Source organism: Symbiopectobacterium purcellii, from assembly GCF_052050035.1.
GTDB classification, from domain to species: domain Bacteria; phylum Pseudomonadota; class Gammaproteobacteria; order Enterobacterales; family Enterobacteriaceae; genus Symbiopectobacterium; species Symbiopectobacterium purcellii_A.
The window spans coordinates 1,856,090-1,877,343 of record NZ_CP189882.1 but is presented as its reverse complement, the minus strand read 5'-3'; the positions used below and the strand labels follow the sequence as shown (position 1 = coordinate 1,877,343).

The window sequence follows — 21,254 nt, the reverse complement described above, 5'->3', positions numbered from 1 at the left end:
GTGCCCTATTCCCAGCATTTCGAACTACCTCAAATTCCTGGGTAGTTGCCCAATCGATTTAGGTACCACCAATTTCATCGTAACTCACTGATTATAGAGTGCAGGATCTGCACGCCTCCCGATATGGGCACCACCTGCACATTTTCCCCACTCCTGCATATTTTATCTACTCCTGCGCATTTTCGTTACTCCTGCATATTTACCATGGTAGATTCTGAGTACTAGGCTCGTAATTCCCTGCTATGCCTGCCGCCCGGCCCCGCGCCGGTTTTTTTTCACCACTAATCATCAATCCCGCCCCGGTATCGTGCCGGGGTTTCATTAATCACATTGACTTGTGAGGACCTTACTATAGCCAAGCGACTTAATTTTGATTACACCATATGGACTGAGAACAAACTCTCTGTATCGCAACCCATCTCTCTTTTTTTGCTTTTTGCTTGTGCCCATTTATGCTCAATTGGGTTAAGATCTGGCGAATATGTAGGCAAATACTCCACCATATACCCTGCATCGATGATGACTTGTTGAATATTATGTTTTTTGTGAAAAGTGGCATTGTCCATCATGATTACACTGTTTTTAGGGAGTACTGGGATAAGGACTTGTGTGACCCAGGCATAGAAAACATCGCTGTTAATATTGATATCAAATAATCCGATAGCAAACAGCGTTGTGCCTAATAAAGCGCCGATAACATTTGTTCTTCCCCTAGCTCCCCAGTTCTTCAGGCCAAAACACCGTTGACCTTTTGGGGAATAGCCGTGAGTCCGTGGGGCATCGTGTGAAAAACCACTTTCATCAATAAAAACAATAGGTTTACCTTCTTTTTCATACTGTTGTTTTTTTTGTTGAAATCCCTGCCGGGCGTTTTCGTCGGCTTTCGGATGACGTAGAGTTTTTTTTATAGGTCAATCCCAGCTTTTTAAGCGCTTGCCAAATGGCCTTCTGACAAACGCCAAAACGCTCTGCACGTTCTTTTTGGTAAGCATCTGGATATTGTTCAACATCTTTTATCAACTCGGATTTATCGATCTTTCGCTGACGCGTGGTCGATGCTTTTGACTCTATTTGATTAATCCAACGCGATACAGAGGCAGGGCAAATCCGAAATTGCTTCGCTGTTTCTCGGATACTCAACCCTTCGTTTTTCCGTGTAGATATCACTTTACGTCTAAAATCAATTGAATAGCTCATTTAAATAATGTAATCAAAATTAAGTCGTTTAGCTATAACGGCCCTGAATTCGCTCTGCACGAGCAAATTACTCAAATCACAGGGGCGCAGGTCTACTTTGCCCATCCTTATCATTCCTGGGAGAGGGGCTTGAATGAGCACACCAACGGGCTGATACGACGTTTTTACCCAAAGGGAACAGACTTCAGTCAGGTCAGTCATCGTAAGATTGCCGAACTCGAACACATACTCAATACAAGGGGCAGAAAATCGCTGGGCTATCGTTCCCCCAATGAGGTATTTTTAACGCACTTACTGGTGGCATAAGCCTCTACCGTTTTGTTGCGTTTCGAGTGGGAATTGGGCCACAATCGGTTTGCCGTTATCCCAAGTTTCCGCATACGCCAGCAGTTCCAGGTTCTCCTCCATACGATCCGCAATCCGGTTCAGCAGCAAGGCGCGCTCCTGTACCGACATCTCGCCCCACTCTGCCTTGGCGTTATGGGCGGCATCCAGCGCATGGTCGACATCACGCATACCGGAGCTGGCGACTTCACACAGGGGTTGCCCAGTGACAGGCGTCAGGTTAACGAAATAGTCGCCACTGACCGGAGGCACCCAGGTGCCGCCGATAAAGTTGTCATAGCGTTTTTTCAGATTGAGGGGGGCTTTGTTGAATAACTTAACCGTTTGATTTACATCTTCTTTAGTTAGAATGCATTTACAGAGAATGTATTTTGTTAGAACGACAAATCAAATAGTTAGCACAATAAAAAGCATTCCGAGAGGAAAAATTAGTCGTTGAAATTTTATAATGCTTATATAAATCAGTATCTTAAATTATTCAACAAAGCCATTGAGGGGATAAGCATAGTTGCCGGGCGCGACCCGGTCTTCAGCGGTGTGATGTGCCATTGCGGTCTCCTGTTCTTCGGCGTAGGGTTACGCGGCCAGGCCGCGATGAAAACAGAGCCAATATGCAAAAAATTGCTAACATCAAGGACGGTCTACCAAGCGTATACACAAATCGGCTTTCCTGCCGCGCTGTTTAGCGACTCTTCGAGGAAACGCACACTTTGCCTCCCTTTTTGTGCCCTGGACAACAGGCAACACACCGCGTGCCACGATAAAACTCGCATCGCACCCGGTGGAGTGAAATAATGGCATTCTACTCCAGAATGAACACATTATAGGGATAATACGTGGAAGAAGCGATCCCTGCGCTCGAGGGCGCATGCCAACGAACGGTACGCCATCAAGGCAGCCTGTCTGAGGCCAAAACTGACTGGTTGGCGGAAGAATTGCCGGTCGCACTGGTGTACAACGGCATTTCCCATGTGGTGATGATGGCTACGCCAAAAGATCTGGAAGCCTTTGCGTTAGGTTTTTCCCTGTCGGAAGGCATCATCACGTCACCGCAAGAGATTTACGGCATGGACGTGCAGCCGGTCTGTAATGGTATTGAAGTCCAGATAGAGCTCTCCAGCCGCCGCTTTTCGGGGCTAAAAGAGCGCCGCCGCGCCATGAACGGTCGCACCGGCTGCGGCGTGTGTGGTGTCGAACAGTTAGAAGAGATCGGCAAGCCGGTCACACCGCTGCCCTTCACGCAAACCTTCTCGCTAAATCACCTGGACGGTGCATTAAAACAACTCAAAGACGTGCAGCATATTGGCCAATTGACCGGTTCTACCCATGCGGCGGCCTGGCTTTCCGCTGAAGGGACTATTTTGGGCGGCTGCGAAGATGTTGGCCGCCACGTGGCGCTCGATAAACTGCTGGGCGTGCGCACTACGCGCCCCTGGCACTCAGGTGCCGTGTTGGTTTCCAGCCGTGCCAGCTATGAGATGGTGCAAAAAGCCGCGATGTGCGGCGTCGAGATCCTGTTTGCCGTTTCAGCGGCGACGTCGCTCGCCATTGATGTGGCTGAGCGCTGCAACCTGACGCTGGCGTGCTTTTGCCGCCCAGGCCGGGCAACCGTTTATACCCATCCACAGCGCCTGCTCGACAGCGCATGAGGCCACTGCGGATAGATTAATCTGTTTTTAGCTTAGGCAACAATGATATAACCGTCTGTTTTCCGGGGGTAAACGTGAGAACGCCGTGTGATGGCGACGCGAATAATCGTTTTCAAGATCATTTAATTAACTATAATGAACCTCATGATTACGCGACGCTAACAAACGGTTGTTTGTTAACCACTACCGCTTGAGGCGTGCCGTACCTCACTATCACGCGCGCGCCACAACCAAGACCAAGCACGCTCGCGATTATTTAGTAGTATAACTATGGAGATGATAAATATGAGTTATTCACTGCCATCCCTGCCTTACGCTTATGACGCGCTGGAACCGCATTTCGACAAACAAACGATTGAAATCCATCACTCCAAGCACCACCAGGCTTACGTCAATAACGCTAACGCAGCGCTGGAAAGTCTGCCGGAATTCGCTAGCCTCTCCGCAGAAGAACTGATCGCCAAACTGGATAAAGTACCGGCCGAGAAGAAAGCGGTACTGCGTAACAACGCCGGCGGCCATGCTAACCACAGCCTGTTCTGGAAAGGCCTGAAACTGGGCACCACGCTGGGCGGCTCCCTGAAAGCGGCTATCGAACGCGATTTCGGCAGCGTTGATGCTTTCAAAGAAAAATTTGAGCAAGCGGCAGCTACTCGTTTCGGCTCAGGCTGGGCGTGGCTGGTATTGAAAGAAGACGGCAAACTGGCCGTGGTTTCTACGGCTAACCAAGATAGTCCACTGATGGGTGAAGCGGTGTCTGGCGCATCCGGTTACCCGATCGTCGCGCTGGACGTGTGGGAACACGCTTACTACCTGAAATATCAAAACCGTCGTCCGGATTACATCAAAGCGTTCTGGAAAGTGGTGAACTGGGACGAAGCGGCTGCACGTTTTGCTGCTGCCAAATAATTTGTCCTGACGGTATAAAACGCATGAAACCGAAATAACAAAATGTTATTTCGGTTTTTTTTTGCTTTTTCCCCGCTGACTCGATTCATCTTTCTTACATTTAAACAATTAAAAATTTTTTAAAGGCGCGTTTTTCATTTATGCTGCCAGGGTTAACTCGCCGAAATCATGCTGTGTTTTGTGCTGCCTCCTTTGCGGCGCACGCTGCCTTGAACGAAGCAGCCTGGCGGCTGCAAATCGAAGTGTGGCAGGATAGCGATATTCTGAAACCCGCCAGCCGAAGGTTATCCCGTGTCACATTCCCCTGCGCATCAGCGCGTTCATATAGCTAAACGACTTAATTTTGATTACATTATTTAAATGAGCTATTCAATTGATTTTAGACGTAAAGTGATATCTACACGGAAAAACGAAGGGTTGAGTATCCGAGAAACAGCGAAGCAATTTCGGATTGGCCCTGCCTCTGTATCGCGTTGGATTAATCAAATAGAGTCAAAAGCATCGACCACGCGTCAGCGAAAGATCGATAAATCCGAGTTGATAAAAGATGTTGAACAATATCCAGATGCTTACCAAAAAGAACGTGCAGAGCGTTTTGGCGTTTGTCAGAAGGCCATTTGGCAAGCGCTTAAAAAGCTGGGATTGACCTATAAAAAAAAACTCTACGTCATCCGAAAGCCGACGAAAACGCCCGGCAGGGATTTCAACAAAAAAAACAACAGTATGAAAAAGAAGGTAAACCTATTGTTTTTATTGATGAAAGTGGTTTTTCACACGATGCCCCACGGACTCACGGCTATTCCCCAAAAGGTCAACGGTGTTTTGGCCTGAAGAACTGGGGAGCTAGGGGAAGAACAAATGTTATGAGACTGTAAAATAATCTGTGTAAATGGCATTTTGAGGAAAACCTTCAAAGGATAACAAAATGCCTATCAGCAACGAACTTATTGACCAACTGCTTCAAGATTGTCACTCCCCTCAGGATCTGCTGGGTGAATCAGGCCTACTCAAGGTGCTGACTAAAAGACTGGCGGAACGGGTTCTTGAAGCTGAGATGGAGATGCACCTTGGGTATGCTAAGCATGACCCGGCTGGTAATCATTCAGGCAACTCACGCAATGGCAAGACATCCAAGAGCGTACGTAGCCAAAATGGGGAGATCGAGCTCGATATTCCGCGCGACCGCAACAGTACCTTCGAGCCGACACTGATCGGTAAGCACGAAAAACAGCTTAACGGCTTCGATGACCGCATTATTTCTCTCTATTCCAGAGGGTTATCAACCCGTGATATTCAGGCACACTTTAAAGAAGTCTACGGGGTCGATGTTTCCGCTGGCTTCATTTCTCAAGTGACCAATGCTGTGATGGATGAAGTTAAGCGCTGGCAGCAACGGCCGCTGGATGCGCTTTATCCCATTGTTTACCTTGACTGTATTGTTGTCAAAAGCCAGGACGGCGGAGCCGTGGCCAACAAGTCTGTTTATCTGGCCCTCGGCGTCAACGGCCAGGGCGAAAAAGAGCTGCTGGGGCTATGGATAGCCAAAACTGAGGGGGCCAAGTTCTGGTTATCTGTGATGACAGAACTGAAAAATCGTGGGCTAAAGGACATCTTCGTCGCCTGCTGCGATGGCCTGAAAGGCTTTCCTGATGCCATTGAAGCTGTTTACCCGCATACGCGGGTACAGCTCTGCATTGTGCATCAGGTGCGGAACTCGCTGCGCTACGTCGGCTGGAAAGAGCGTAAGGCCGTTGCTGCTGACCTGCGCACCATCTATAGTTCCGCAACGCTAGAGGGCGCTGAAGAGGCCCTGGATGCCTTCGCGGCCAAATGGGATGAACAGTTCCCGACGATCAGCCCGTCGTGGAGAAATAATTGGGAACGTCTCATCGTCATTTTTGACTTTCCGCCGGAGATCCGCAAGGTTATCTACACCACCAACGCGATAGAGTCGTTAAATGCTTCATTGCGCAAGATAACGAAAACGCGACGAATATTTCCAACGGATGACTCGGTGATAAAATTACTCTATCTAGCCTTGCATAATATCTCTGCTAAATGGACCTTGCCAATCAGAGACTGGAAACCTGCTATGAGCCAATTCATGTTGATGTATGGAGAACGAATCTCCGGTTAAGCAATGGAGCCATTTACACAAAATTCTTTACAGACTCAATGTTATAGCCAAGCGACTTAATTTTGATTACACCATATGGACTGAGAACAAACTCTCTGTATCGCAACCCATCTCTCTTTTTTTGCTTTTTGCTTGTGCCCATTTATGCTCAATTGGGTTAAGATCTGGCGAATATGTAGGCAAATACTCCACCATATACCCTGCATCGATGATGACTTGTTGAATATTATGTTTTTTGTGAAAAGTGGCATTGTCCATCATGATTACACTGTTTTTAGGGAGTACTGGGATAAGGACTTGTGTGACCCAGGCATAGAAAACATCGCTGTTAATATTGATATCAAATAATCCGATAGCAAACAGCGTTGTGCCTAATAAAGCGCCGATAACATTTGTTCTTCCCCTAGCTCCCCAGTTCTTCAGGCCAAAACACCGTTGACCTTTTGGGGAATAGCCGTGAGTCCGTGGGGTATCGTGTGAAAAACCACTTTCATCAATAAAAACAATAGGTTTACCTTCTTTTTCATACTGTTGTTTTTTTTGTTGAAATCCCTGCCGGGCGTTTTCGTCGGCTTTCGGATGACGTAGCGTTTTTTTTTATAGGTCAATCCCAGCTTTTTAAGCGCTTGCCAAATGGCCTTCTGACAAACGCCAAAACGCTCTGCACGTTCTTTTTGGTAAGCATCTGGATATTGTTCAACATCTTTTATCAACTCGGATTTATCGATCTTTCGCTGACGCGTGGTCGATGCTTTTGACTCTATTTGATTAATCCAACGCGATACAGAGGCAGGGCCAATCCGAAATTGCTTCGCTGTTTCTCGGATACTCAACCCTTCGTTTTTCCGTGTAGATATCACTTTACGTCTAAAATCAATTGAATAGCTCATTTAAATAATGTAATCAAAATTAAGTCGTTTAGCTATATCGGCGCTTTATTAGGCACAACGCTGTTTGCTATCGGATTATTTGATATCAATATTAACAGCGATGTTTTCTATGCCTGGGTCACACAAGTCCTTATCCCAGTACTCCCTAAAAACAGTGTAATCATGATGGACAATGCCACTTTTCACAAAAAACATAATATTCAACAAGTCATCATCGATGCAGGGTATATGGTGGAGTATTTGCCTACATATTCGCCAGATCTTAACCCAATTGAGCATAAATGGGCACAAGCAAAAAGCAAAAAAAGAGAGATGGGTTGCGATACAGAGAGTTTGTTCTCAGTCCATATGGTGTAATCAAAATTAAGTCGCTTGGCTATACAAAAATGGTTAAGCAGATTTTCAAAACGGTGGTCCGACAGGGCAACCTCCCTTACCAGCAATTCCGCCTTTTCGTTGACAACGATCCTGACTGCACAGAGTGGTTCTGGACCACCTTCTACAGTGAATTCCCTGATTCTCCGTACCACTACGTTGCCTTCTGCCATACCTGTCGCCGGTTTGACCTGTACGAAACCGAAGCGGAGATGCTCTCCGATGACCCGCACGGATGATACCGGCATACAGCCCCGCCCCATGAAGACGCTGTTTCAGCGCAACAGGGCATGGGCTGACATCATGGAGGCATACCCGCTCCGGCCTGTAGAGATTGAGGTTGTATAGCCAACCGACTTAAAAATGATTACATCCTATGCCCTGATATGCGGCAAAGAAGCATAGCTGGCTGTTATCAAAATAATGTCGCTTGGCTATAACAAAGATGCTGGCCTGCGGCACCCCACTGACGGGCAGCCGGGAATTTCGCTGCAGCAACCCCGACTGCACTCACCACCGTTACATCCATCAGAGCTGCCACGGACGCGGATGTCCGACCTGCGGCAAAAAGGCCACCGACCTGTGGATTGCCACCATGATGGCCCGCCTGCCGGATACGCCGTGCCAGCACGGCACATTCACGATGCCGGATACCCTGTGGCCATTAAACTAGTTGCTGAATAGAGACTTGCATTTTTTGTCAGGCTATTGAGAATAAAAAGAGGTTTAACTTAGAGAATAAAGGTTTGAAATGATCAACAAAGAGCGGTTGTTACGAGATAATCGTTTATGTAAAGCAATCATTGGATTATCAGTCGAAGAATTGAAAAATTTAGCCGCTGAATTTTCAGCTTGTTATTTGATTTATCGGAAAAAGAATCGAAAAGATCACGAGCGGCAGATGGGTGCAGGGCAGAAAGGATTTATCCCAACCCCATTAGATAAACTGCTTTTTATTTTATTGTATTTAAAATGTTATCCGACCTATGATTTGCAAGGACTTCCTTTTGGTTTAGATAGAACACGGGTATGTCGCTGGGTAAAAATATTATTGCCGGTTTTAGAGATGACCTTGGGGCGAGAATGTGTTTTGCCCGCTCGTCAAATTCGCTCTGCTGAGGAATTTTTTCGCGCCTTTCCTGGAGTTAAAGACGTCTTTATTGATGGGACAGAGCGACCTGTCCAAAAGCCTAAGAATCTGCGTCGGCGAAAAAAATGTATTCGGGAAAGAAAAGACAGACCACTCGAAAAGGGCTTATTATGACTGACGAAAAAAGGCAAATTGGATTTATCCCCATGAGCAAAAATGGGCGCCGTCACGATAAACGCTTACTCGATAAAGTCGATATAATTCGCCATATTCCTCCTGAGGTAACCATCTGGGCAGATACCGGTTTTCAAGGTATAGATAAACAGCATCCTAATACACAAATCCCAAAAAAAGGAACTCGAAAAAGACCTTTATCGCCTGAACAAAAACAAGAAAATAAAATAATCTCGGGCATCCGTATTACAGTTGAACACGCCATCGCGAGTCTGTAAAGAATTTCGTGTAAATGGCTCCATCGCTTAACCGGAAATCCGATCTCCATACATCAACATGAATTGGCTCATAGCCGGTTTCCAGTCTCTGATTGGTAGGGTCCATTTAGCCGAGATATTATGCAAGGCTAGATAGAATAATTTTAGCACCGAGTCATCCGTTGGAAATATTCGTCGCGTTTTCGTTATCTTGCGCAATGAAGCATTTAACGACTCTATCGCGTTGGTGGTGTAGATAACCTTGCGGATCTCCGGCGGAAAATCAAAAATGACGATGAGACGTTCCCAATTATTTCTCCACGATGGGCTGATCGTCGGGAACTGCTCATCCCATTTGTCCGCGAAGGCATCCAGGGCCTCTTCAGCGCCCTCTAGCGTTGCGGAACTATAGCCAACCGACTTAAAAATGATTACATCCTATGCCCTGATATGCGGCAAAGAAGCATAGCTGGCTGTTATCAAAATAATGTCGCTTGGCTATATCAAAATAATGTCGCTTGGCTATAGCTTGGTTGACACCTTCACCACGCCGCTTTTCGATGTAGAACCGTTATTTCTGAGTCAGATGTTTTCCCTGCATGCAACAGGCTCTCCAGTATGGCCAGAACGGTGATTTTATCCGACTCTGGCAAGTGGGTCACTTTGTTGCGTTTCGAGTGGGAATGGGGCCATGGTTTATCCTGAGCATATGCTAGACCAGATAGCGCCGGAACCATGCCAGGGTGCGTTCCCAGGCCAGATCGGCGGCCGCTTTGTCATAGCGCGGGGTGGAGTCATTGTGAAAGCCGTGGTTGGTGTTGGGGTAAATGTGCGCCTGATACACCTTTTTTCCGGCAATCAGCGCGTTTTCGTAGGTGGGCCACCCTTCGTTAATACGCTCATCGCGTTCGGCGTAGTGGATCAGCAGCGGAGCCTTTATGCGCTCAACGTCTTCCGGTTTAGGCTGTCGGCCATAGAAAGGCACCGCGGCTGCCAGCTCCGGGTAGGCCACTGCCGCCGCATTGGCGACGCCGCCGCCGTAGCAGAATCCAGTGATGCCTACTTTACCGGTGCTGTCCGGGTGCTTGAGCATAAATTCGATAGCGGCGAAAAAGTCGTTCATCAGCTTAGTGGGATCGACCTTCTGTTGCAGTTCCCGCCCTTTTTCGTCATTGCCGGGATAACCGCCGACGCTGCTGAGCCCGTCAGGGGCCAGCGCGATAAAACCGGCTTTTGCCAGCCGTCGTGCAACGTCTTCGATATAGGGATTGAGGCCGCGGTTTTCGTGCACCACCACCACCGCAGGCACTGGGCCGGTCAGGTTGGCGGGTTTCACCAGATAACCGCGCACGCTGCCGTGCCCATTGGGTGACGGATAGGTGATGTATTCAGGGAGGATATCCGGGTCCGTGAACTCGACCTGTTGTGCCAGGGCGTAGTTGGGGCTAAGTAGCGACAGCAGGGTCATGGCGGTCAGGCCGCCCACTGCATATTTACCCGCGCGCTCCAGAAACTCTCGCTTGGTGAGTTTCCCATGCGCGTAGTAGTCATACAGTTCGAGCAGTTCAGGTTGGAAATCTTGTGCAGTAAGACGTGGCATGGCGATACGCTCTCCTTTGGCAACCCATCCAACACGGGCTCTCATCACTGTAGCAAAAGTGACTCAACGCCGCGCTAATGCGCTCTGGCGTTTCTCGCCATTTTTACCTTTTTTTACGTTGGAGAACGTAGGTACCGACTCAGCGAAACATTACACGATTACGCCCTTGCTGTTTGGCTTTATACAGCGCGGCATCGGCGGCGTTGTACAGCGTATCAAATCCCGTAGTTGCCGGGGCCCAACTGACGCCAAAGCTGGCTGTCACCGGATACGCGGGCAACGCGGCCAGGTTTGAACGGTTCAGGTAGGCATGAATGCGCTGTGCATACAGGACGGCCTGTTGCAGGGCAACGTTATCCAGCAAAATCGTGAACTCTTCCCCACCCACGCGCCCAATGCTGCCGACACCGCCCAATGCGTGACGCACGCGGGTAATCAAATCGCAGATCACCGCATCGCCAGTGGGGTGACCAAAGTTGTCGTTCACCCGCTTGAAGTGGTCGATATCCAACACAATCAGCGACGCCTGGCGTTGGGTGAGCACCGTACTGATGATGTCGATAATGGCACCACGGTTGTAGACGTCCGTGAGCGGATCGTGTGTCGCTTTGTAAGCCAGTTCATCGGCCAACTGATGGAGCTGATGGTTTAAGCGCGTCAATTCGCGCTCCGCCCGATCGCTGCGTGAGATTAGCCGGTGGGATTCACGCACCAGACGATGATAGTGCTCGGTCAGTGCCAGCAGGCTATCCCGGTAGACTTCCGCGGGGCGGTCAGGCTGAGCCGCCACGTTGCGCGCGGCGAGCAGGATGTCATATTCCGGGGTGAACAGCTCAAAGGTGCTCATGATTACTCCATGATATGGCTGTGAAAATCCAACGCGGGGAAGTCGATATGCAACTCTTCGCCAAACTCTTGCGCGATATCATCCTCACAATCGTGATACCAGTGCAGAGCGATGGTGAACGCGTCCTGCGCCGCCAGGTGCAGGATATTGAGCAGGCTGAAAAGCATCTTGGTGCTGGAACTGTTGAAATAGCTCAGCGAAATATGCACTTCGATTTCGGTTGCGGACGCGTCATCGCGGTGCGATAGCTCGGCAAGATAGGCTTCCACCTTCTCGATCAGCGGCCGGTATAGCCAAGCGACATTATTTTGATATAGCCAAGCGACATTATTTTGATAACAGCCAGCTATGCTTCTTTGCCGCATATCAGGGCATAGGATGTAATCATTTTTAAGTCGGTTGGCTATAAAACGCGGCGGCGTTCTCTGGGTAAGATTCGCAGGAAAGGGATAACCTATGTGTGTCGAAATAAAAATCAACGCTGGGGGGTGGATGCTGTCCCGGCGAGATGAACATTATCGATGCGAGTTATATTTATCATTTCAGATGATCGCGGCTTTGTTGAATAAATCAGAATTAGCCGACAGGATGACTCCCTCTGCTACACCTGTTATCCTATCCTGACGCTGTGTGGCATACCCAACAACGTCATACGGTTCAGCGCTTTGACCATCGCTATGGCTTCACCTACTTGAGCCTCATAGTCACGCAGGCTCAGATGGCCACCCAGCAAAGTTTTTATGCGGAACATCGCTGTTTCTGCCACTGAACGCCGGTGATAACCCACTTTCTTTTTCCACATATCATTACTCCCGCTCAGACGCTGATTCGCCACCGCATGGTTACGTTCATGGTACTTGTCCGGCCAGTATTTGGCTCCGCTTCGCGGCGGGATAAGGGGCCTGATTTTCTTTCTTAGCAACGCATCGTGGCAGTAACGGGCGTCATAAGCACCGTCTGCTGACACTTCCCTGATTTTTCGGTGGGTTTGGTTAATCAGGCCCGGCAGTGCCTGCGCATCTGTCGTTCCGCTGAGCGATAAGTCGGCACAGATAATCTCATGCGTCGCACTGTCTGCTGCCAGATGAAGCTTGCGCCACACTCTTCGTCTGTCAGCCCCATGCTGCCTGACTTTCCATTCACCTTCGCCAAAGACCTTCAGACCGGTACTGTCGATGACCAGATGCGAGATTTCACCACGCGTTGGCGTTTTTATGCTGATACTGACGGTTTTTGCCCGCCGACTGACCAGAGAGTAGTCCGGGCAGCGCAGTGGCAGGCTCATCAGTGTAAAAACCGAGTCGACAAAGCCCTGTAATGCCCGGAGCGACAGGTTAAACACGCGCTTTATCATCAAAACCGTGGTAACAGCCATATCGGTGTAGTAAAGCGGCCGACCACGACCTTCAGGCGAAGAACTGTCAGTCCATGCAGCGATGGCGGACTCATCAAGCCAGACCGTCAGGGAGCCGCGTTGTCTGAGTGCTTTGTTGTATAGCCAAGCGACATTATTTTGATAACAGCCAGCTATGCTTCTTTGCCGCATATCACGGCATAGGATGTAATCATTTTTAAGTCGGTTGGCTATATAGATAGTGCGGAGGTCAGCAGCAACGGCTTTACGCTCTTTCCAGCCGACGTAGCGCAGCGAGTTCCGCACCTGATGCACGATGCAGAGCTGTACCCGCGTATGCGGGTAAACAGCTTCAATAAACTAGTTGCTGAATAGAGACTTGCATTTTTTGTCAGGCTATTGAGAATAAAAAGAGGTTTAACTTAGAGAATAAAGGTTTGAAATGATCAACAAAGAGCGGTTGTTACGAGATAATCGTTTATGTAAAGCAATCATTGGATTATCAGTCGAAGAATTGAAAAATTTAGCCGCTGAATTTTCAGCTTGTTATTTGATTTATCGGAAAAAGAATCGAAAAGATCACGAGCGGCAGATGGGTGCAGGGCAGAAAGGATTTATCCCAACCCCATTAGATAAACTGCTTTTTATTTTATTGTATTTAAAATGTTATCCGACCTATGATTTGCAAGGACTTCTTTTTGGTTTAGATAGAACACGGGTATGTCGCTGGGTAAAAATATTATTGCCGGTTTTAGAGATGACCTTGGGGCGAGAATGTGTTTTGCCCGCTCGTCAAATTCGCTCTGCTGAGGAATTTTTTCGCGCCTTTCCTGGAGTTAAAGACGTCTTTATTGATGGGACAGAGCGACCTGTCCAAAAGCCTAAGAATCTGCGTCGGCGAAAAAAAATGTATTCGGGAAAGAAAAGACAGACCACTCGAAAAGGGCTTATTATGACTGACGAAACAAGGCAAATTGGATTTATCCCCATGAGCAAAAATGGGCGCCGTCACGATAAACGCTTACTCGATAAAGTCGATATAATTCGCCATATTCCTCCTGAGGTAACCATCTGGGCAGATACCGGTTTTCAAGGTATAGATAAACAGCATCCTAATACACAAATCCCAAAAAAAGGAACTCGAAAAAGACCTTTATCGCCTGAACAAAAACAAGAAAATAAAATAATCTCGGGCATCCGTATTACAGTTGAACACGCCATCGCGGGTATCAAGCGCCTCGGTTGCATGACCCAAATTTTACGGAATCGTAGACCCTTTATTGATGATACCTTCTTACTCCTTAGCGCCGGTCTTTGGAATTTCCATCTCAGAACAGCGTAAAATTTACTTCAATCACCGAAACACCCTTATTTCACTATTAAGCAACACGCTTAATGGCATCAGAAAAGCCCTTCAGGCCATCGCAGCAGGCGATGAAGATGTCCTGTAGCCCACGATTTTTCAGTTCTGTCATTACAGATAACCAGAACTTGGCCCCCTCGGTTTTGCCTATCCATAGCCCCAGCAGCTCTTTTTCGCCCTGGCCGTTGATGCCTAGAGCCAAGTAAACAGACTTGTTGGTCACGGCTCCGCCGTCCTGGCTTTTGACCACAATACAGTCAAGGTAAACAATGGGATAAAACGCATCCAGCGGCCGTTGCTGCCAGCGCTTAACGTCATCCATCGCGGCATTGGTCACTTGAGAAATGAAGCCAGCGGAAACATCGACCCGGCTTTGTTGAATAAATCGAACTTTCAGGGGATCGCCGGATCAAAGCACTATCATCGCTCCCGATAGCAGCTCCCCATGGCAAAGCAAAAGTTTAAAATCACCAACTGGCCCACCTACAACAAAGCACTCAGACAACGCGGCTCCCTGACGGTCTGGCTTGATGAGTCGGCCATCGCTGCATGGACTGACAGTGCTTCGCCTGAAGGTCGTGGTCGGCCGCTTTACTACACCGATATGGCTGTTACCACGGTTTTGATGATAAAGCGCGTGTTTAACCTGTCGCTCCGGGCATTACAGGGCTTTGTCGACTCGGTTTTTACACTGATGAGCCTGCCACTGCGCTGCCCGGACTACTCTCTGGTCAGTCGGCGGGCAAAAACCGTCAGTATCAGCATAAAAACGCCAACGCGTGGTGAAATCTCGCATCTGGTCATCGACAGTACCGGTCTGAAGGTCTTTGGCGAAGGTGAATGGAAAGTCAGGCAGCATGGGGCTGACAGACGAAGAGTGTGGCGCAAGCTTCATCTGGCAGCAGACAGTGCGACGCATGAGATTATCTGTGCCGACTTATCGCTCAGCGGAACGACAGATGCGCAGGCACTGCCGGGCCTGATTAACCAAACCCACCGAAAAATCAGGGAAGTGTCAGCAGACGGTGCTTATGACGCCCGTTACTGCCACGATGCGTTGCTAAGAAAGAAAATCAGGCCCCTTATCCCGCCGCGAAGCGGAGCCAAATACTGGCCGGACAAGTACCATGAACGTAACCATGCGGTGGCGAATCAGCGTCTGAGCGGGAGTAATGATATGTGGAAAAAGAAAGTGGGTTATCACCGGCGTTCAGTGGCAGAAACAGCGATGTTCCGCATAAAAACTTTGCTGGGTGGCCATCTGAGCCTGCGTGACTATGAGGCTCAAGTAGGTGAAGCCATAGCGATGGTCAAAGCGCTGAACCGTATGACGTTGTTGGGTATGCCACACAGCGTCAGGATAGGATAACAGGTGTAGCAGAGGGAGTCATCCTGTCGGCTAATTCTGATTTATTCAACAAAGCCCATCGACCCCGTAGACTTCTTTAAAGTGAGCCTGAATATCACGGGTTGATAGCCCTCTGGAATAGAGAGAAATAATGCGGTCATCGAAGCCGTTAAGCTGCTTTTCGTGCTTACCGATCAGTGTCGGCTCGAAGGTATAGCTAAACGACTTAATTTTGATTACATTATTTAAATGAGCTATTCAATTGATTTTAGACGTAAAGTGATATCTACACGGAAAAACGAAGGGTTGAGTATCCGAGAAACAGCGAAGCTATTTCGGATTGGCCCTGCCTCTGTATCGCGTTGGATTAATCAAATAGAGTCAAAAGCATCGACCACGCGTCAGCGAAAGATCGATAAATCCGAGTTGATAAAAGATGTTGAACAATATCCAGATGCTTACCAAAAAGAACGTGCAGAGCGTTTTGGCGTTTGTCAGAAGGCCATTTGGCAAGCGCTTAAAAAGCTGGGATTGACCTATAAAAAAAACTCTACGTCATCCGAAAGCCGACGAAAACGCCCGGCAGGGATTTCAACAAAAAAAACAACAGTATGAAAAAGAAGGTAAACCTATTGTTTTTATTGATGAAAGTGGTTTTTCACACGATGCCCCACGGACTCACGGCTATTCCCCAAAAGGTCAACGGTGTTTTGGCCTGAAGAACTGGGGAGCTAGGGGAAGAACAAATGTTATCGGCGCTTTATTAGGCACAACGCTGTTTGCTATCGGATTATTTGATATCAATATTAACAGCGATGTTTTCTATGCCTGGGTCACACAAGTCCTTATCCCAGTACTCCCTAAAAACAGTGTAATCATGATGGACAATGCCACTTTTCACAAAAAACATAATATTCAACAAGTCATCATCGATGCAGGGTATATGGTGGAGTATTTGCCTACATATTCGTCAGATCTTAACCCAATTGAGCATAAATGGGCACAAGCAAAAAGCAAAAAGCAAAAAAAGAGAGATGGGTTGCGATACAGAGAGTTTGTTCTCAGTCCATATGGTGTAATCAAAATTAAGTCGCTTGGCTATACTGTTGCGGTCGCGCGGAATATCGAGCTCGATCTCCCCATTTTGGCTACGTACGCGGCTTTGTTGAATAATTTAACCGTTTGATTTACATCTTCTTTAGTTAGAATGCATTTACAGAGAATGTATTTTGTTAGAACGACAAATCAAATAGTTAGCACAATAAAAAGCATTCCGAGAGGAAAAATTAGTCGTTGAAATTTTATAATGCTTATATAAATCAGTATCTTAAATTATTCAACAAAGCCTACGTACGCTCTTGGATGTCTTGCCATTGCGGGAGTTGCCTGAATTATTACCAGCCGGGTCATGCTTAGCATACCCAAGGTGTATCTCCATCTCAGCTTGAAGAACCCGTTCCGCCAGTCTTTTAGTCAGCACCTTGAGTAGGCCTGATTCACCCAGAAGCTCCTGAGGGGAGTGGCAATCCTGAAGCAGTTGGTCAATAAGTTCGTTGCTGATAGGCATTTTTTGTCCTCTGAAGGTTTTCCTCAAAATGCCATTTACACAGATCTTTTTACACTCTCGCCATCGCGGGTATCAAGCGCCTCGGTTGCATGACCCAAATTTTACGGAATCGTAGACCCTTTATTGATGATACCTTCTTACTCCTTAGCGCCGGTCTTTGGAATTTCCATCTCAGAACAGCGTAAAATTTACTTCAATCACCGAAACACCCTTATTTCACTATTAAGCAACACGCTTATTGTTTGAAGCCAACCGCTGGTTGCTGAATGGCCTCTTTGCGCTGGCGGCGGACAACCTGCTGTACGCTGCAGAGCAGCGGGGCCTGACCACCGGTATTTTCGGCGCTCTTCACACGTATGGTCGCCAGCTTAACTGGAACTGCCATATTCACCTGTCGTGGACCACCGGCGGCATAAATGAGCACGGTGCCTGGAAAAAAACTGTCGTTTGCCCTGCCGAAGGTCAGGGCGCGCTGGGTATGGAATGTACGCCAGTATCTGCTGTCTGCATGGGAGTCTCTTGTTCTGCCGCCGCAGCTGGCTCACATCCGGGATTATGATGAATGGAAGCGCTTTATCCTCAGCCAGGGGAAAAATGAGCAGGGAGAGATTTACTGGCACGTGTATTTTGCGAAGCCGACGAAACATCCCCGGCAGACAGCAAAGTACCTGGGCCGGTACCTGAAAAAACTGCCTGTGTCGGGTGCGCGACTGGCACACTACGACGGGGGAAGCCGCATCACCCTGCGTTTTCTGGATCACCGGACGGGGAGGCATGAAGACCTGGCGCTCAGTCAGCGTGAGCTGATACTGCGGCTGATAAAGCATATACCGGAGAAGCATTTCCGGATGGTGCGTTACTTTGGTTTTCTGGCTAACCGCGTAGTGGGAAAACTGTTGCCTCTGGTGAGAAAAGCCCTGGGGCAGGATAATGTGAAAAAAGCAGCGCCAGTGACATACACAACGCTGAGTCAGGGATTACTAAGCGTGTTGCTTAATAGTGAAATAAGGGTGTTTCGGTGATTGAAGTAAATTTTACGCTGTTCTGAGATGGAAATTCCAAAGACCGGCGCTAAGGAGTAAGAAGGTATCATCAATAAAGGGTCTACGATTCCGTAAAATTTGGGTCATGCAACCGAGGCGCTTGATACCCGCGATGGCGTGTTCAACTGTAATACGGATGCCCGAGATTATTTTATTTTCTTGTTTTTGTTCAGGCGATAAAGGTCTTTTTCGAGTTCCTTTTTTTGGGATTTGTGTATTAGGATGCTGTTTATCTATACCTTGAAAACCGGTATCTGCCCAGATGGTTACCTCAGGAGGAATATGGCGAATTATATCGACTTTATCGAGTAAGCGTTTATCGTGACGGCGCCCATTTTTGCTCATGGGGATAAATCCAATTTGCCTTGTTTCGTCAGTCATAATAAGCCCTTTTCGAGTGGTCTGTCTTTTCTTTCCCGAATACATTTTTTTTCGCCGACGCAGATTCTTAGGCTTTTGGACAGGTCGCTCTGTCCCATCAATAAAGACGTCTTTAACTCCAGGAAAGGCGCGAAAAAATTCCTCAGCAGAGCGAATTTGACGAGCGGGCAAAACACATTCTCGCCCCAAGGTCATCTCTAAAACCGGCAATAATATTTTTACCCAGCGACATACCCGTGTTCTATCTAAACCAAAAAGAAGTCCTTGCAAATCATAGGTCGGATAACATTTTAAATACAATAAAATAAAAAGCAGTTTATCTAATGGGGTTGGGATAAATCCTTTCTGCCCTGCACCCATGAGACGGCTTTGTTGAATAATTTAAGATACTGATTTATATAAGCATTATAAAATTTCAACGACTAATTTTTCCTCTCGGAATGCTTTTTATTGTGCTAACTATTTGATTTGTCGTTCTAACAAAATACATTCTCTGTAAATGCATTCTAACTAAAGAAGATGTAAATCAAACGGTTAAGCAATGGAGCCATTTACACAAAATTCTTTACAGACTCTCAACAGTCAGGTAGGGTGGCCAAATTTAGTTGACCACTACACCTCACGCGCGAATATCTCCTTTATTCCTAATTACACGGTGCCTGACGCGACTTTACATTGCTTAACGCTTTCCTCACTCAAAGCGCTATATCAATCGCAAAAAGTACGGCTAAAACGCAGAAATCAGCATCTGGGCTATATTCATTTCAGTTCTAAATCATCGTCGAATGTGATTTAGAACCTTATGGCTTACGTCGTAGATTATTTAGCATCGAACGCTATCTACCCTAAATAATTCGCTTTGCAGGACAAAACGTTAACGTTTTGAACGCCGCTGGCGGCGGCCTCGTAAGCGGTGAGGCCCAGGAATGGGCCGAATAACGAGCGCAGCCAACGCACCGGCAACTTGACGTATGACGGGTATAAAACGTTCTCCACTACACGATAGGTAAACGCAATGAAAACACTGGCTTTGGCAGCATTCACTGGCGCACTGTTGATGGCGGGTACCGCCGCACAGGCACAAGACTCCCTCAGCGCCATTAAGGCTGCTGGCGTACTCAAGATCGGTACAGAAGGTACCTATGCGCCCTACTCTTTCCATGATAAATCAGGAAAACTTCAGGGCTTCGATGTGGATATCGGCCGTGCTGTTGCTGAAAAACTGGGGGTAAAAGCCGAGTTTGTGGAAGGTCGCTGGGACGGTTTGATTGCCGGCGCGGACGCAAAACGCTATGACGCGGTAATTAACCAGGTGGGTATCACGCAAGAGCGTCAGACCAAATTTGATTTCTCCAAACCCTATATCGATTCCAAAGCGGTACTGGTGGTGCGTAGTGACAACGATACCATCAAAAGCTTTGCTGACCTGAAAGGCCGTAAGTCGGCACAAAGCCTGACCAGCAATTTCTCCAAACTGGCCAGCAGCCACGGTGCTGAAATTGTTCCTACCGACGGTTTCAACCAATCGCTGGAACTGGTGTTGAGCGGTCGGGCAGAAGCGACGTTGAATGACAATCTGTCATACCTGGACTTCAAAAAACAGAAGCCCGATGCCAAGGTCAAAGTGGCAGCAACCGCTACTGAAGGTGATCCTTCAGGGATTCTGGTACGCAAAAACCAACCGGAATTGGTGGCTGCCTTGAATAAAGCGTTGGATGAAATCAAAGCGGACGGTACCTATAAAACGATAGCGGTGCGATACTTTGGGGAAGATGTTTCCCAATAATCGTCGCGTTCGAGGTCACTATTGATGCCACCATGGCTACAACTTATGGCAGACTCCTTCTGGAGTCTGCTTTCTGCTGGACTACAGTTTACCGTTCCACTCGCCATCCTCTCCTTTGTGCTCGGGTTAGCATTGGGCATTCTGGTGGCGTTGATCCGTCTCTATGGCCCCAAGCCGCTGAAATGGGTGGCGGATTTTTACGTGTGGGTGATTCGCGGCACGCCGTTGCTGGTGCAGCTGTTTTTAATTTTCTATGGGCTGCCTAATGCGGGCATCACGCTGGATGCCTTTCCGGCGGCGCTGATTGGCTTCACGCTCAATGTGGGTGCTTACAGTTCTGAGATCGTGCGCGGGGCGATCCTTTCCGTGGCGAAAGGCCAGTGGAATGCCGCGGCGTCGCTAGGCATGAATCGGCGTCAAACGCTGCGCTGGGTGATTATTCCACAGTCAATTTTTGTCTCTATCCCGCCACTCTCCAATACCTTTATTTCGCTGATCAAAGACACCTCGCTCGCCGCCGTCATCACAGTGCCGGAGATGTTTCTGGCCGCCCAGCGTATCGTTTCTGTCACTTACGAACCCTTGATCCTGTATGTGGAAGCAGCGCTGATCTATTTGCTGTTCAGTACGGTACTGAGCAAGCTGCAAACCCGGCTCGAAACCTACTACCAACGCCACATTCCCCACTGATTTCGCCTTCCTGCCTCGTCTTGGGGCAGGTGGCTTTTCCGCGCGCCGTTCTTTCACCCGAAAGTGGGCACTTTGCACTCAAATAGCGCATCTTTTGCAGCAAAGAGCCATTTAAGTGCACATCAACCGAATAATCCTTATCGCGGCCCGGCAATTTTTCTATTTTCTTGTTATTTATCATAAAAATAAATTATTGGCATCGGTTTTGCATAACCCTGTCACGGCACGCTACCGTCTGACAAAACAACGGTG

The 21,254-nt window shown here is 48.0% G+C and carries 28 protein-coding genes and 9 pseudogenes; 20 read left to right on the top strand and 17 right to left on the bottom strand.

What is annotated here, in order from left to right; genetic code table 11:
* Positions 1–374: 374 nt before the first annotated feature.
* The gene (locus ACQGXV_RS13820; protein WP_440862665.1) at positions 375–908 is read right to left on the bottom strand and encodes an IS630 family transposase; all 534 of its coding nucleotides are present in this window, start codon (positions 906–908) and stop codon (positions 375–377) included.
* Positions 832–1,197 carry an IS630 transposase-related protein gene (locus ACQGXV_RS13815; protein WP_440866670.1) on the bottom strand — a complete coding sequence of 122 codons (366 nt, stop codon included), beginning with the start codon at positions 1,195–1,197 and terminating at the stop codon, positions 832–834. Before ACQGXV_RS13815 ends, ACQGXV_RS13820 begins: the two co-directional genes overlap by 77 nt.
* Between ACQGXV_RS13815 and ACQGXV_RS13810 the strand changes: the two genes are divergently transcribed.
* Entirely contained in the window at positions 1,189–1,503 is a 315-nt protein-coding gene (locus tag ACQGXV_RS13810) for an IS30 family transposase (protein WP_440867421.1), read from the top strand. The genes ACQGXV_RS13815 and ACQGXV_RS13810 overlap by 9 nt on opposite strands.
* Before the next feature lie 42 nt (positions 1,504–1,545).
* On the opposite strand, the pseudogene ACQGXV_RS13805 reads toward ACQGXV_RS13810, so the two are convergent.
* Positions 1,546–1,893 (bottom strand): annotated as a pseudogene (locus tag ACQGXV_RS13805) (aldehyde dehydrogenase family protein); the annotation flags it as partial.
* An 84-nt stretch (positions 1,894–1,977) separates the two neighbouring features.
* Here ACQGXV_RS13805 and ACQGXV_RS13800 point away from each other — a divergent pair.
* The 6 genes and pseudogenes from ACQGXV_RS13800 (at position 1,978) to ACQGXV_RS13775 (ending at position 6,237) form a co-directional block, all read left to right on the top strand.
* Positions 1,978–2,337: a hypothetical protein gene (locus ACQGXV_RS13800; protein ID WP_440866669.1), complete on the top strand. Its 360-nt coding sequence runs from the start codon at positions 1,978–1,980 to the stop codon at positions 2,335–2,337.
* Between the two features lie 41 nt (positions 2,338–2,378).
* Positions 2,379–3,191: a formate dehydrogenase accessory sulfurtransferase FdhD gene (gene fdhD / locus ACQGXV_RS13795; RefSeq protein WP_440866668.1), complete on the top strand. Its 813-nt coding sequence runs from the start codon at positions 2,379–2,381 to the stop codon at positions 3,189–3,191.
* A 285-nt stretch (positions 3,192–3,476) separates the two neighbouring features.
* Positions 3,477–4,100 (top strand): superoxide dismutase [Mn], encoded by a 624-nt coding sequence (sodA, locus tag ACQGXV_RS13790; RefSeq protein WP_440866667.1) that lies wholly within the window; start codon positions 3,477–3,479, stop codon positions 4,098–4,100.
* 360 nt (positions 4,101–4,460) lie between these two features.
* Positions 4,461–4,778: pseudogene (locus ACQGXV_RS13785) on the top strand (IS630 transposase-related protein); the annotation flags it as partial.
* A gap of 65 nt (positions 4,779–4,843) precedes the next feature.
* On the top strand, positions 4,844–4,975 hold the full coding sequence (locus ACQGXV_RS13780) for a transposase (protein WP_440867420.1): 132 nt from the start codon (positions 4,844–4,846) through the stop codon (positions 4,973–4,975).
* Between the two features lie 50 nt (positions 4,976–5,025).
* The gene (locus ACQGXV_RS13775; RefSeq protein WP_440862551.1) at positions 5,026–6,237 is read left to right on the top strand and encodes an IS256 family transposase; all 1,212 of its coding nucleotides are present in this window, start codon (positions 5,026–5,028) and stop codon (positions 6,235–6,237) included.
* Between the two features lie 66 nt (positions 6,238–6,303).
* Here ACQGXV_RS13775 and ACQGXV_RS13770 read toward each other — a convergent pair.
* Positions 6,304–6,771: pseudogene (locus ACQGXV_RS13770) on the bottom strand (IS630 family transposase); the annotation flags it as partial.
* Positions 6,657–7,127, bottom strand: a complete 471-nt coding sequence (locus ACQGXV_RS13765) for an IS630 transposase-related protein (RefSeq protein WP_440863899.1) — start codon at positions 7,125–7,127, stop codon at positions 6,657–6,659. The gene ACQGXV_RS13765 and the pseudogene ACQGXV_RS13770, both read right to left, overlap by 115 nt.
* Here ACQGXV_RS13765 and ACQGXV_RS13760 point away from each other — a divergent pair.
* Both ACQGXV_RS13760 and ACQGXV_RS13755 read left to right on the top strand, forming a co-directional pair.
* On the top strand, positions 7,119–7,484 hold the full coding sequence (locus tag ACQGXV_RS13760) for a transposase (RefSeq protein ID WP_440867419.1): 366 nt from the start codon (positions 7,119–7,121) through the stop codon (positions 7,482–7,484). The two genes, ACQGXV_RS13765 and ACQGXV_RS13760, sit on opposite strands and share 9 nt — an antisense overlap.
* 29 nt (positions 7,485–7,513) lie before the next feature.
* The gene (locus ACQGXV_RS13755) at positions 7,514–7,741 is read left to right on the top strand and encodes a hypothetical protein (RefSeq protein ID WP_440867418.1); all 228 of its coding nucleotides are present in this window, start codon (positions 7,514–7,516) and stop codon (positions 7,739–7,741) included.
* Positions 7,742–7,859: 118 nt separating this feature from the next.
* Here ACQGXV_RS13755 and ACQGXV_RS13750 read toward each other — a convergent pair whose 3' ends face one another.
* On the bottom strand, positions 7,860–8,000 hold the full coding sequence (locus ACQGXV_RS13750) for a hypothetical protein (RefSeq protein ID WP_440867867.1): 141 nt from the start codon (positions 7,998–8,000) through the stop codon (positions 7,860–7,862).
* On the opposite strand from ACQGXV_RS13750, the pseudogene ACQGXV_RS13745 reads away from it, so the two are divergent.
* The 3 genes and pseudogenes from ACQGXV_RS13745 to ACQGXV_RS13735 all read left to right on the top strand — a co-directional run.
* Positions 7,936–8,169 (top strand): annotated as a pseudogene (locus ACQGXV_RS13745) (transposase zinc-binding domain-containing protein); the annotation flags it as partial. The gene ACQGXV_RS13750 and the pseudogene ACQGXV_RS13745 sit on opposite strands and share 65 nt — an antisense overlap.
* Positions 8,170–8,253: 84 nt before the next feature.
* Entirely contained in the window at positions 8,254–8,766 is a 513-nt protein-coding gene (locus ACQGXV_RS13740) for a helix-turn-helix domain-containing protein (RefSeq protein WP_440866666.1), read from the top strand.
* A complete protein-coding gene (locus ACQGXV_RS13735) occupies positions 8,718–9,044 on the top strand; it encodes a transposase family protein (protein WP_440866665.1) in 327 nt (108 codons plus the stop codon). The genes ACQGXV_RS13740 and ACQGXV_RS13735 overlap by 49 nt, the downstream gene beginning before the upstream one ends.
* A gap of 27 nt (positions 9,045–9,071) precedes the next feature.
* Here the strand turns inward: ACQGXV_RS13735 and ACQGXV_RS13730 are convergent.
* Positions 9,072–9,434, bottom strand: a pseudogene (locus ACQGXV_RS13730) (transposase); the annotation flags it as partial.
* A gap of 76 nt (positions 9,435–9,510) precedes the next feature.
* On the opposite strand from ACQGXV_RS13730, the gene ACQGXV_RS13725 reads away from it, so the two are divergent.
* Complete coding sequence (locus tag ACQGXV_RS13725; protein WP_440866664.1) at positions 9,511–9,657, top strand: hypothetical protein; 147 nt, start codon at positions 9,511–9,513, stop codon at positions 9,655–9,657.
* A gap of 78 nt (positions 9,658–9,735) precedes the next feature.
* Here ACQGXV_RS13725 and yghX read toward each other — a convergent pair whose 3' ends face one another.
* The 5 genes from yghX to ACQGXV_RS13700 all read right to left on the bottom strand — a co-directional run bounded on the left by yghX (position 9,736) and on the right by ACQGXV_RS13700 (position 13,181).
* Positions 9,736–10,623, bottom strand: a complete 888-nt coding sequence (gene yghX / locus ACQGXV_RS13720; RefSeq protein WP_440863267.1) for a YghX family hydrolase — start codon at positions 10,621–10,623, stop codon at positions 9,736–9,738.
* Positions 10,624–10,762: 139 nt separating this feature from the next.
* The gene (locus ACQGXV_RS13715) at positions 10,763–11,470 is read right to left on the bottom strand and encodes a GGDEF domain-containing protein (RefSeq protein WP_440863266.1); all 708 of its coding nucleotides are present in this window, start codon (positions 11,468–11,470) and stop codon (positions 10,763–10,765) included.
* Positions 11,471–11,472: 2 nt separating this feature from the next.
* On the bottom strand, positions 11,473–11,835 hold the full coding sequence (locus tag ACQGXV_RS13710; protein ID WP_440867417.1) for a DUF1987 domain-containing protein: 363 nt from the start codon (positions 11,833–11,835) through the stop codon (positions 11,473–11,475).
* Between the two features lie 25 nt (positions 11,836–11,860).
* On the bottom strand, positions 11,861–11,986 hold the full coding sequence (locus ACQGXV_RS13705; protein ID WP_440863265.1) for a SiaC family regulatory phosphoprotein: 126 nt from the start codon (positions 11,984–11,986) through the stop codon (positions 11,861–11,863).
* 94 nt (positions 11,987–12,080) lie between these two features.
* Positions 12,081–13,181 carry an IS5 family transposase gene (locus ACQGXV_RS13700; RefSeq protein WP_440867416.1) on the bottom strand — a complete coding sequence of 367 codons (1,101 nt, stop codon included), beginning with the start codon at positions 13,179–13,181 and terminating at the stop codon, positions 12,081–12,083.
* Positions 13,182–13,266: 85 nt separating this feature from the next.
* Between ACQGXV_RS13700 and ACQGXV_RS13695 the strand changes: the two genes are divergently transcribed.
* A complete protein-coding gene (locus ACQGXV_RS13695; protein ID WP_440862939.1) occupies positions 13,267–14,166 on the top strand; it encodes a transposase family protein in 900 nt (299 codons plus the stop codon).
* A 43-nt stretch (positions 14,167–14,209) separates the two neighbouring features.
* Here ACQGXV_RS13695 and ACQGXV_RS13690 read toward each other — a convergent pair.
* A pseudogene (locus tag ACQGXV_RS13690) lies at positions 14,210–14,551 on the bottom strand (transposase); the annotation flags it as partial.
* 81 nt (positions 14,552–14,632) lie between these two features.
* Here ACQGXV_RS13690 and ACQGXV_RS13685 point away from each other — a divergent pair.
* Entirely contained in the window at positions 14,633–15,556 is a 924-nt protein-coding gene (locus tag ACQGXV_RS13685; RefSeq protein WP_440863224.1) for an IS5 family transposase, read from the top strand.
* Positions 15,557–15,613: 57 nt separating this feature from the next.
* Here the strand turns inward: ACQGXV_RS13685 and ACQGXV_RS13680 are convergent.
* Positions 15,614–15,748: pseudogene (locus tag ACQGXV_RS13680) on the bottom strand (transposase); the annotation flags it as partial.
* A gap of 36 nt (positions 15,749–15,784) precedes the next feature.
* Here ACQGXV_RS13680 and ACQGXV_RS13675 point away from each other — a divergent pair.
* Both ACQGXV_RS13675 and ACQGXV_RS13670 read left to right on the top strand, forming a co-directional pair.
* On the top strand, positions 15,785–16,150 hold the full coding sequence (locus tag ACQGXV_RS13675) for an IS630 transposase-related protein (protein ID WP_440866663.1): 366 nt from the start codon (positions 15,785–15,787) through the stop codon (positions 16,148–16,150).
* Positions 16,074–16,721 (top strand): IS630 family transposase, encoded by a 648-nt coding sequence (locus ACQGXV_RS13670; RefSeq protein ID WP_440867415.1) that lies wholly within the window; start codon positions 16,074–16,076, stop codon positions 16,719–16,721. Before ACQGXV_RS13675 ends, ACQGXV_RS13670 begins: the two co-directional genes overlap by 77 nt.
* Positions 16,722–16,877: 156 nt before the next feature.
* Here ACQGXV_RS13670 and ACQGXV_RS13665 read toward each other — a convergent pair.
* Together ACQGXV_RS13665 and ACQGXV_RS13660 are read right to left on the bottom strand one after the other, a co-directional pair.
* Positions 16,878–17,102 (bottom strand): annotated as a pseudogene (locus tag ACQGXV_RS13665) (transposase); the annotation flags it as partial.
* Between the two features lie 235 nt (positions 17,103–17,337).
* On the bottom strand, positions 17,338–17,526 hold the full coding sequence (locus ACQGXV_RS13660; protein WP_440867866.1) for a hypothetical protein: 189 nt from the start codon (positions 17,524–17,526) through the stop codon (positions 17,338–17,340).
* Here ACQGXV_RS13660 and ACQGXV_RS13655 point away from each other — a divergent pair.
* Positions 17,437–18,124 (top strand): annotated as a pseudogene (locus tag ACQGXV_RS13655) (IS91 family transposase). The gene ACQGXV_RS13660 and the pseudogene ACQGXV_RS13655 sit on opposite strands and share 90 nt — an antisense overlap.
* Before the next feature lie 12 nt (positions 18,125–18,136).
* Here ACQGXV_RS13655 and ACQGXV_RS13650 read toward each other — a convergent pair.
* On the bottom strand, positions 18,137–18,886 hold the full coding sequence (locus tag ACQGXV_RS13650; protein ID WP_440866662.1) for a transposase family protein: 750 nt from the start codon (positions 18,884–18,886) through the stop codon (positions 18,137–18,139).
* 655 nt (positions 18,887–19,541) lie between these two features.
* On the opposite strand from ACQGXV_RS13650, the gene ACQGXV_RS13645 reads away from it, so the two are divergent.
* Positions 19,542–20,312: an amino acid ABC transporter substrate-binding protein gene (locus ACQGXV_RS13645; protein WP_440866661.1), complete on the top strand. Its 771-nt coding sequence runs from the start codon at positions 19,542–19,544 to the stop codon at positions 20,310–20,312.
* 24 nt (positions 20,313–20,336) lie between these two features.
* Positions 20,337–21,002, top strand: coding sequence for an amino acid ABC transporter permease (locus ACQGXV_RS13640; protein WP_264643795.1), 666 nt, complete (start codon positions 20,337–20,339; stop codon positions 21,000–21,002).
* The last annotated feature ends 252 nt before the right edge of the window (positions 21,003–21,254 follow it).

Bases quoted from the DNA above. Each gene is read 5' to 3' on its own strand.
- ACQGXV_RS13815 (WP_440866670.1), bottom strand. From the start codon at position 1,197: ATGAGCTATTCAATTGATTTTAGACGTAAAGTGATATCTACACGGAAA.
- sodA (WP_440866667.1), top strand. From the start codon at position 3,477: ATGAGTTATTCACTGCCATCCCTGCCTTACGCTTATGACGCGCTGGAA.
- ACQGXV_RS13775 (WP_440862551.1), top strand. From the start codon at position 5,026: ATGCCTATCAGCAACGAACTTATTGACCAACTGCTTCAAGATTGTCAC.
- ACQGXV_RS13765 (WP_440863899.1), bottom strand. From the start codon at position 7,127: ATGAGCTATTCAATTGATTTTAGACGTAAAGTGATATCTACACGGAAA.
- ACQGXV_RS13755 (WP_440867418.1), top strand. From the start codon at position 7,514: ATGGTTAAGCAGATTTTCAAAACGGTGGTCCGACAGGGCAACCTCCCT.
- ACQGXV_RS13740 (WP_440866666.1), top strand. From the start codon at position 8,254: ATGATCAACAAAGAGCGGTTGTTACGAGATAATCGTTTATGTAAAGCA.
- ACQGXV_RS13735 (WP_440866665.1), top strand. From the start codon at position 8,718: ATGTATTCGGGAAAGAAAAGACAGACCACTCGAAAAGGGCTTATTATG.
- ACQGXV_RS13725 (WP_440866664.1), top strand. From the start codon at position 9,511: ATGTCGCTTGGCTATATCAAAATAATGTCGCTTGGCTATAGCTTGGTT.
- yghX (WP_440863267.1), bottom strand. From the start codon at position 10,623: ATGCCACGTCTTACTGCACAAGATTTCCAACCTGAACTGCTCGAACTG.
- ACQGXV_RS13715 (WP_440863266.1), bottom strand. From the start codon at position 11,470: ATGAGCACCTTTGAGCTGTTCACCCCGGAATATGACATCCTGCTCGCC.
- ACQGXV_RS13710 (WP_440867417.1), bottom strand. From the start codon at position 11,835: ATGCGGCAAAGAAGCATAGCTGGCTGTTATCAAAATAATGTCGCTTGG.
- ACQGXV_RS13705 (WP_440863265.1), bottom strand. From the start codon at position 11,986: ATGTTCATCTCGCCGGGACAGCATCCACCCCCCAGCGTTGATTTTTAT.
- ACQGXV_RS13695 (WP_440862939.1), top strand. From the start codon at position 13,267: ATGATCAACAAAGAGCGGTTGTTACGAGATAATCGTTTATGTAAAGCA.
- ACQGXV_RS13685 (WP_440863224.1), top strand. From the start codon at position 14,633: ATGGCAAAGCAAAAGTTTAAAATCACCAACTGGCCCACCTACAACAAA.
- ACQGXV_RS13675 (WP_440866663.1), top strand. From the start codon at position 15,785: ATGAGCTATTCAATTGATTTTAGACGTAAAGTGATATCTACACGGAAA.
- ACQGXV_RS13650 (WP_440866662.1), bottom strand. From the start codon at position 18,886: ATGGGTGCAGGGCAGAAAGGATTTATCCCAACCCCATTAGATAAACTG.
- ACQGXV_RS13645 (WP_440866661.1), top strand. From the start codon at position 19,542: ATGAAAACACTGGCTTTGGCAGCATTCACTGGCGCACTGTTGATGGCG.
- ACQGXV_RS13640 (WP_264643795.1), top strand. From the start codon at position 20,337: ATGCCACCATGGCTACAACTTATGGCAGACTCCTTCTGGAGTCTGCTT.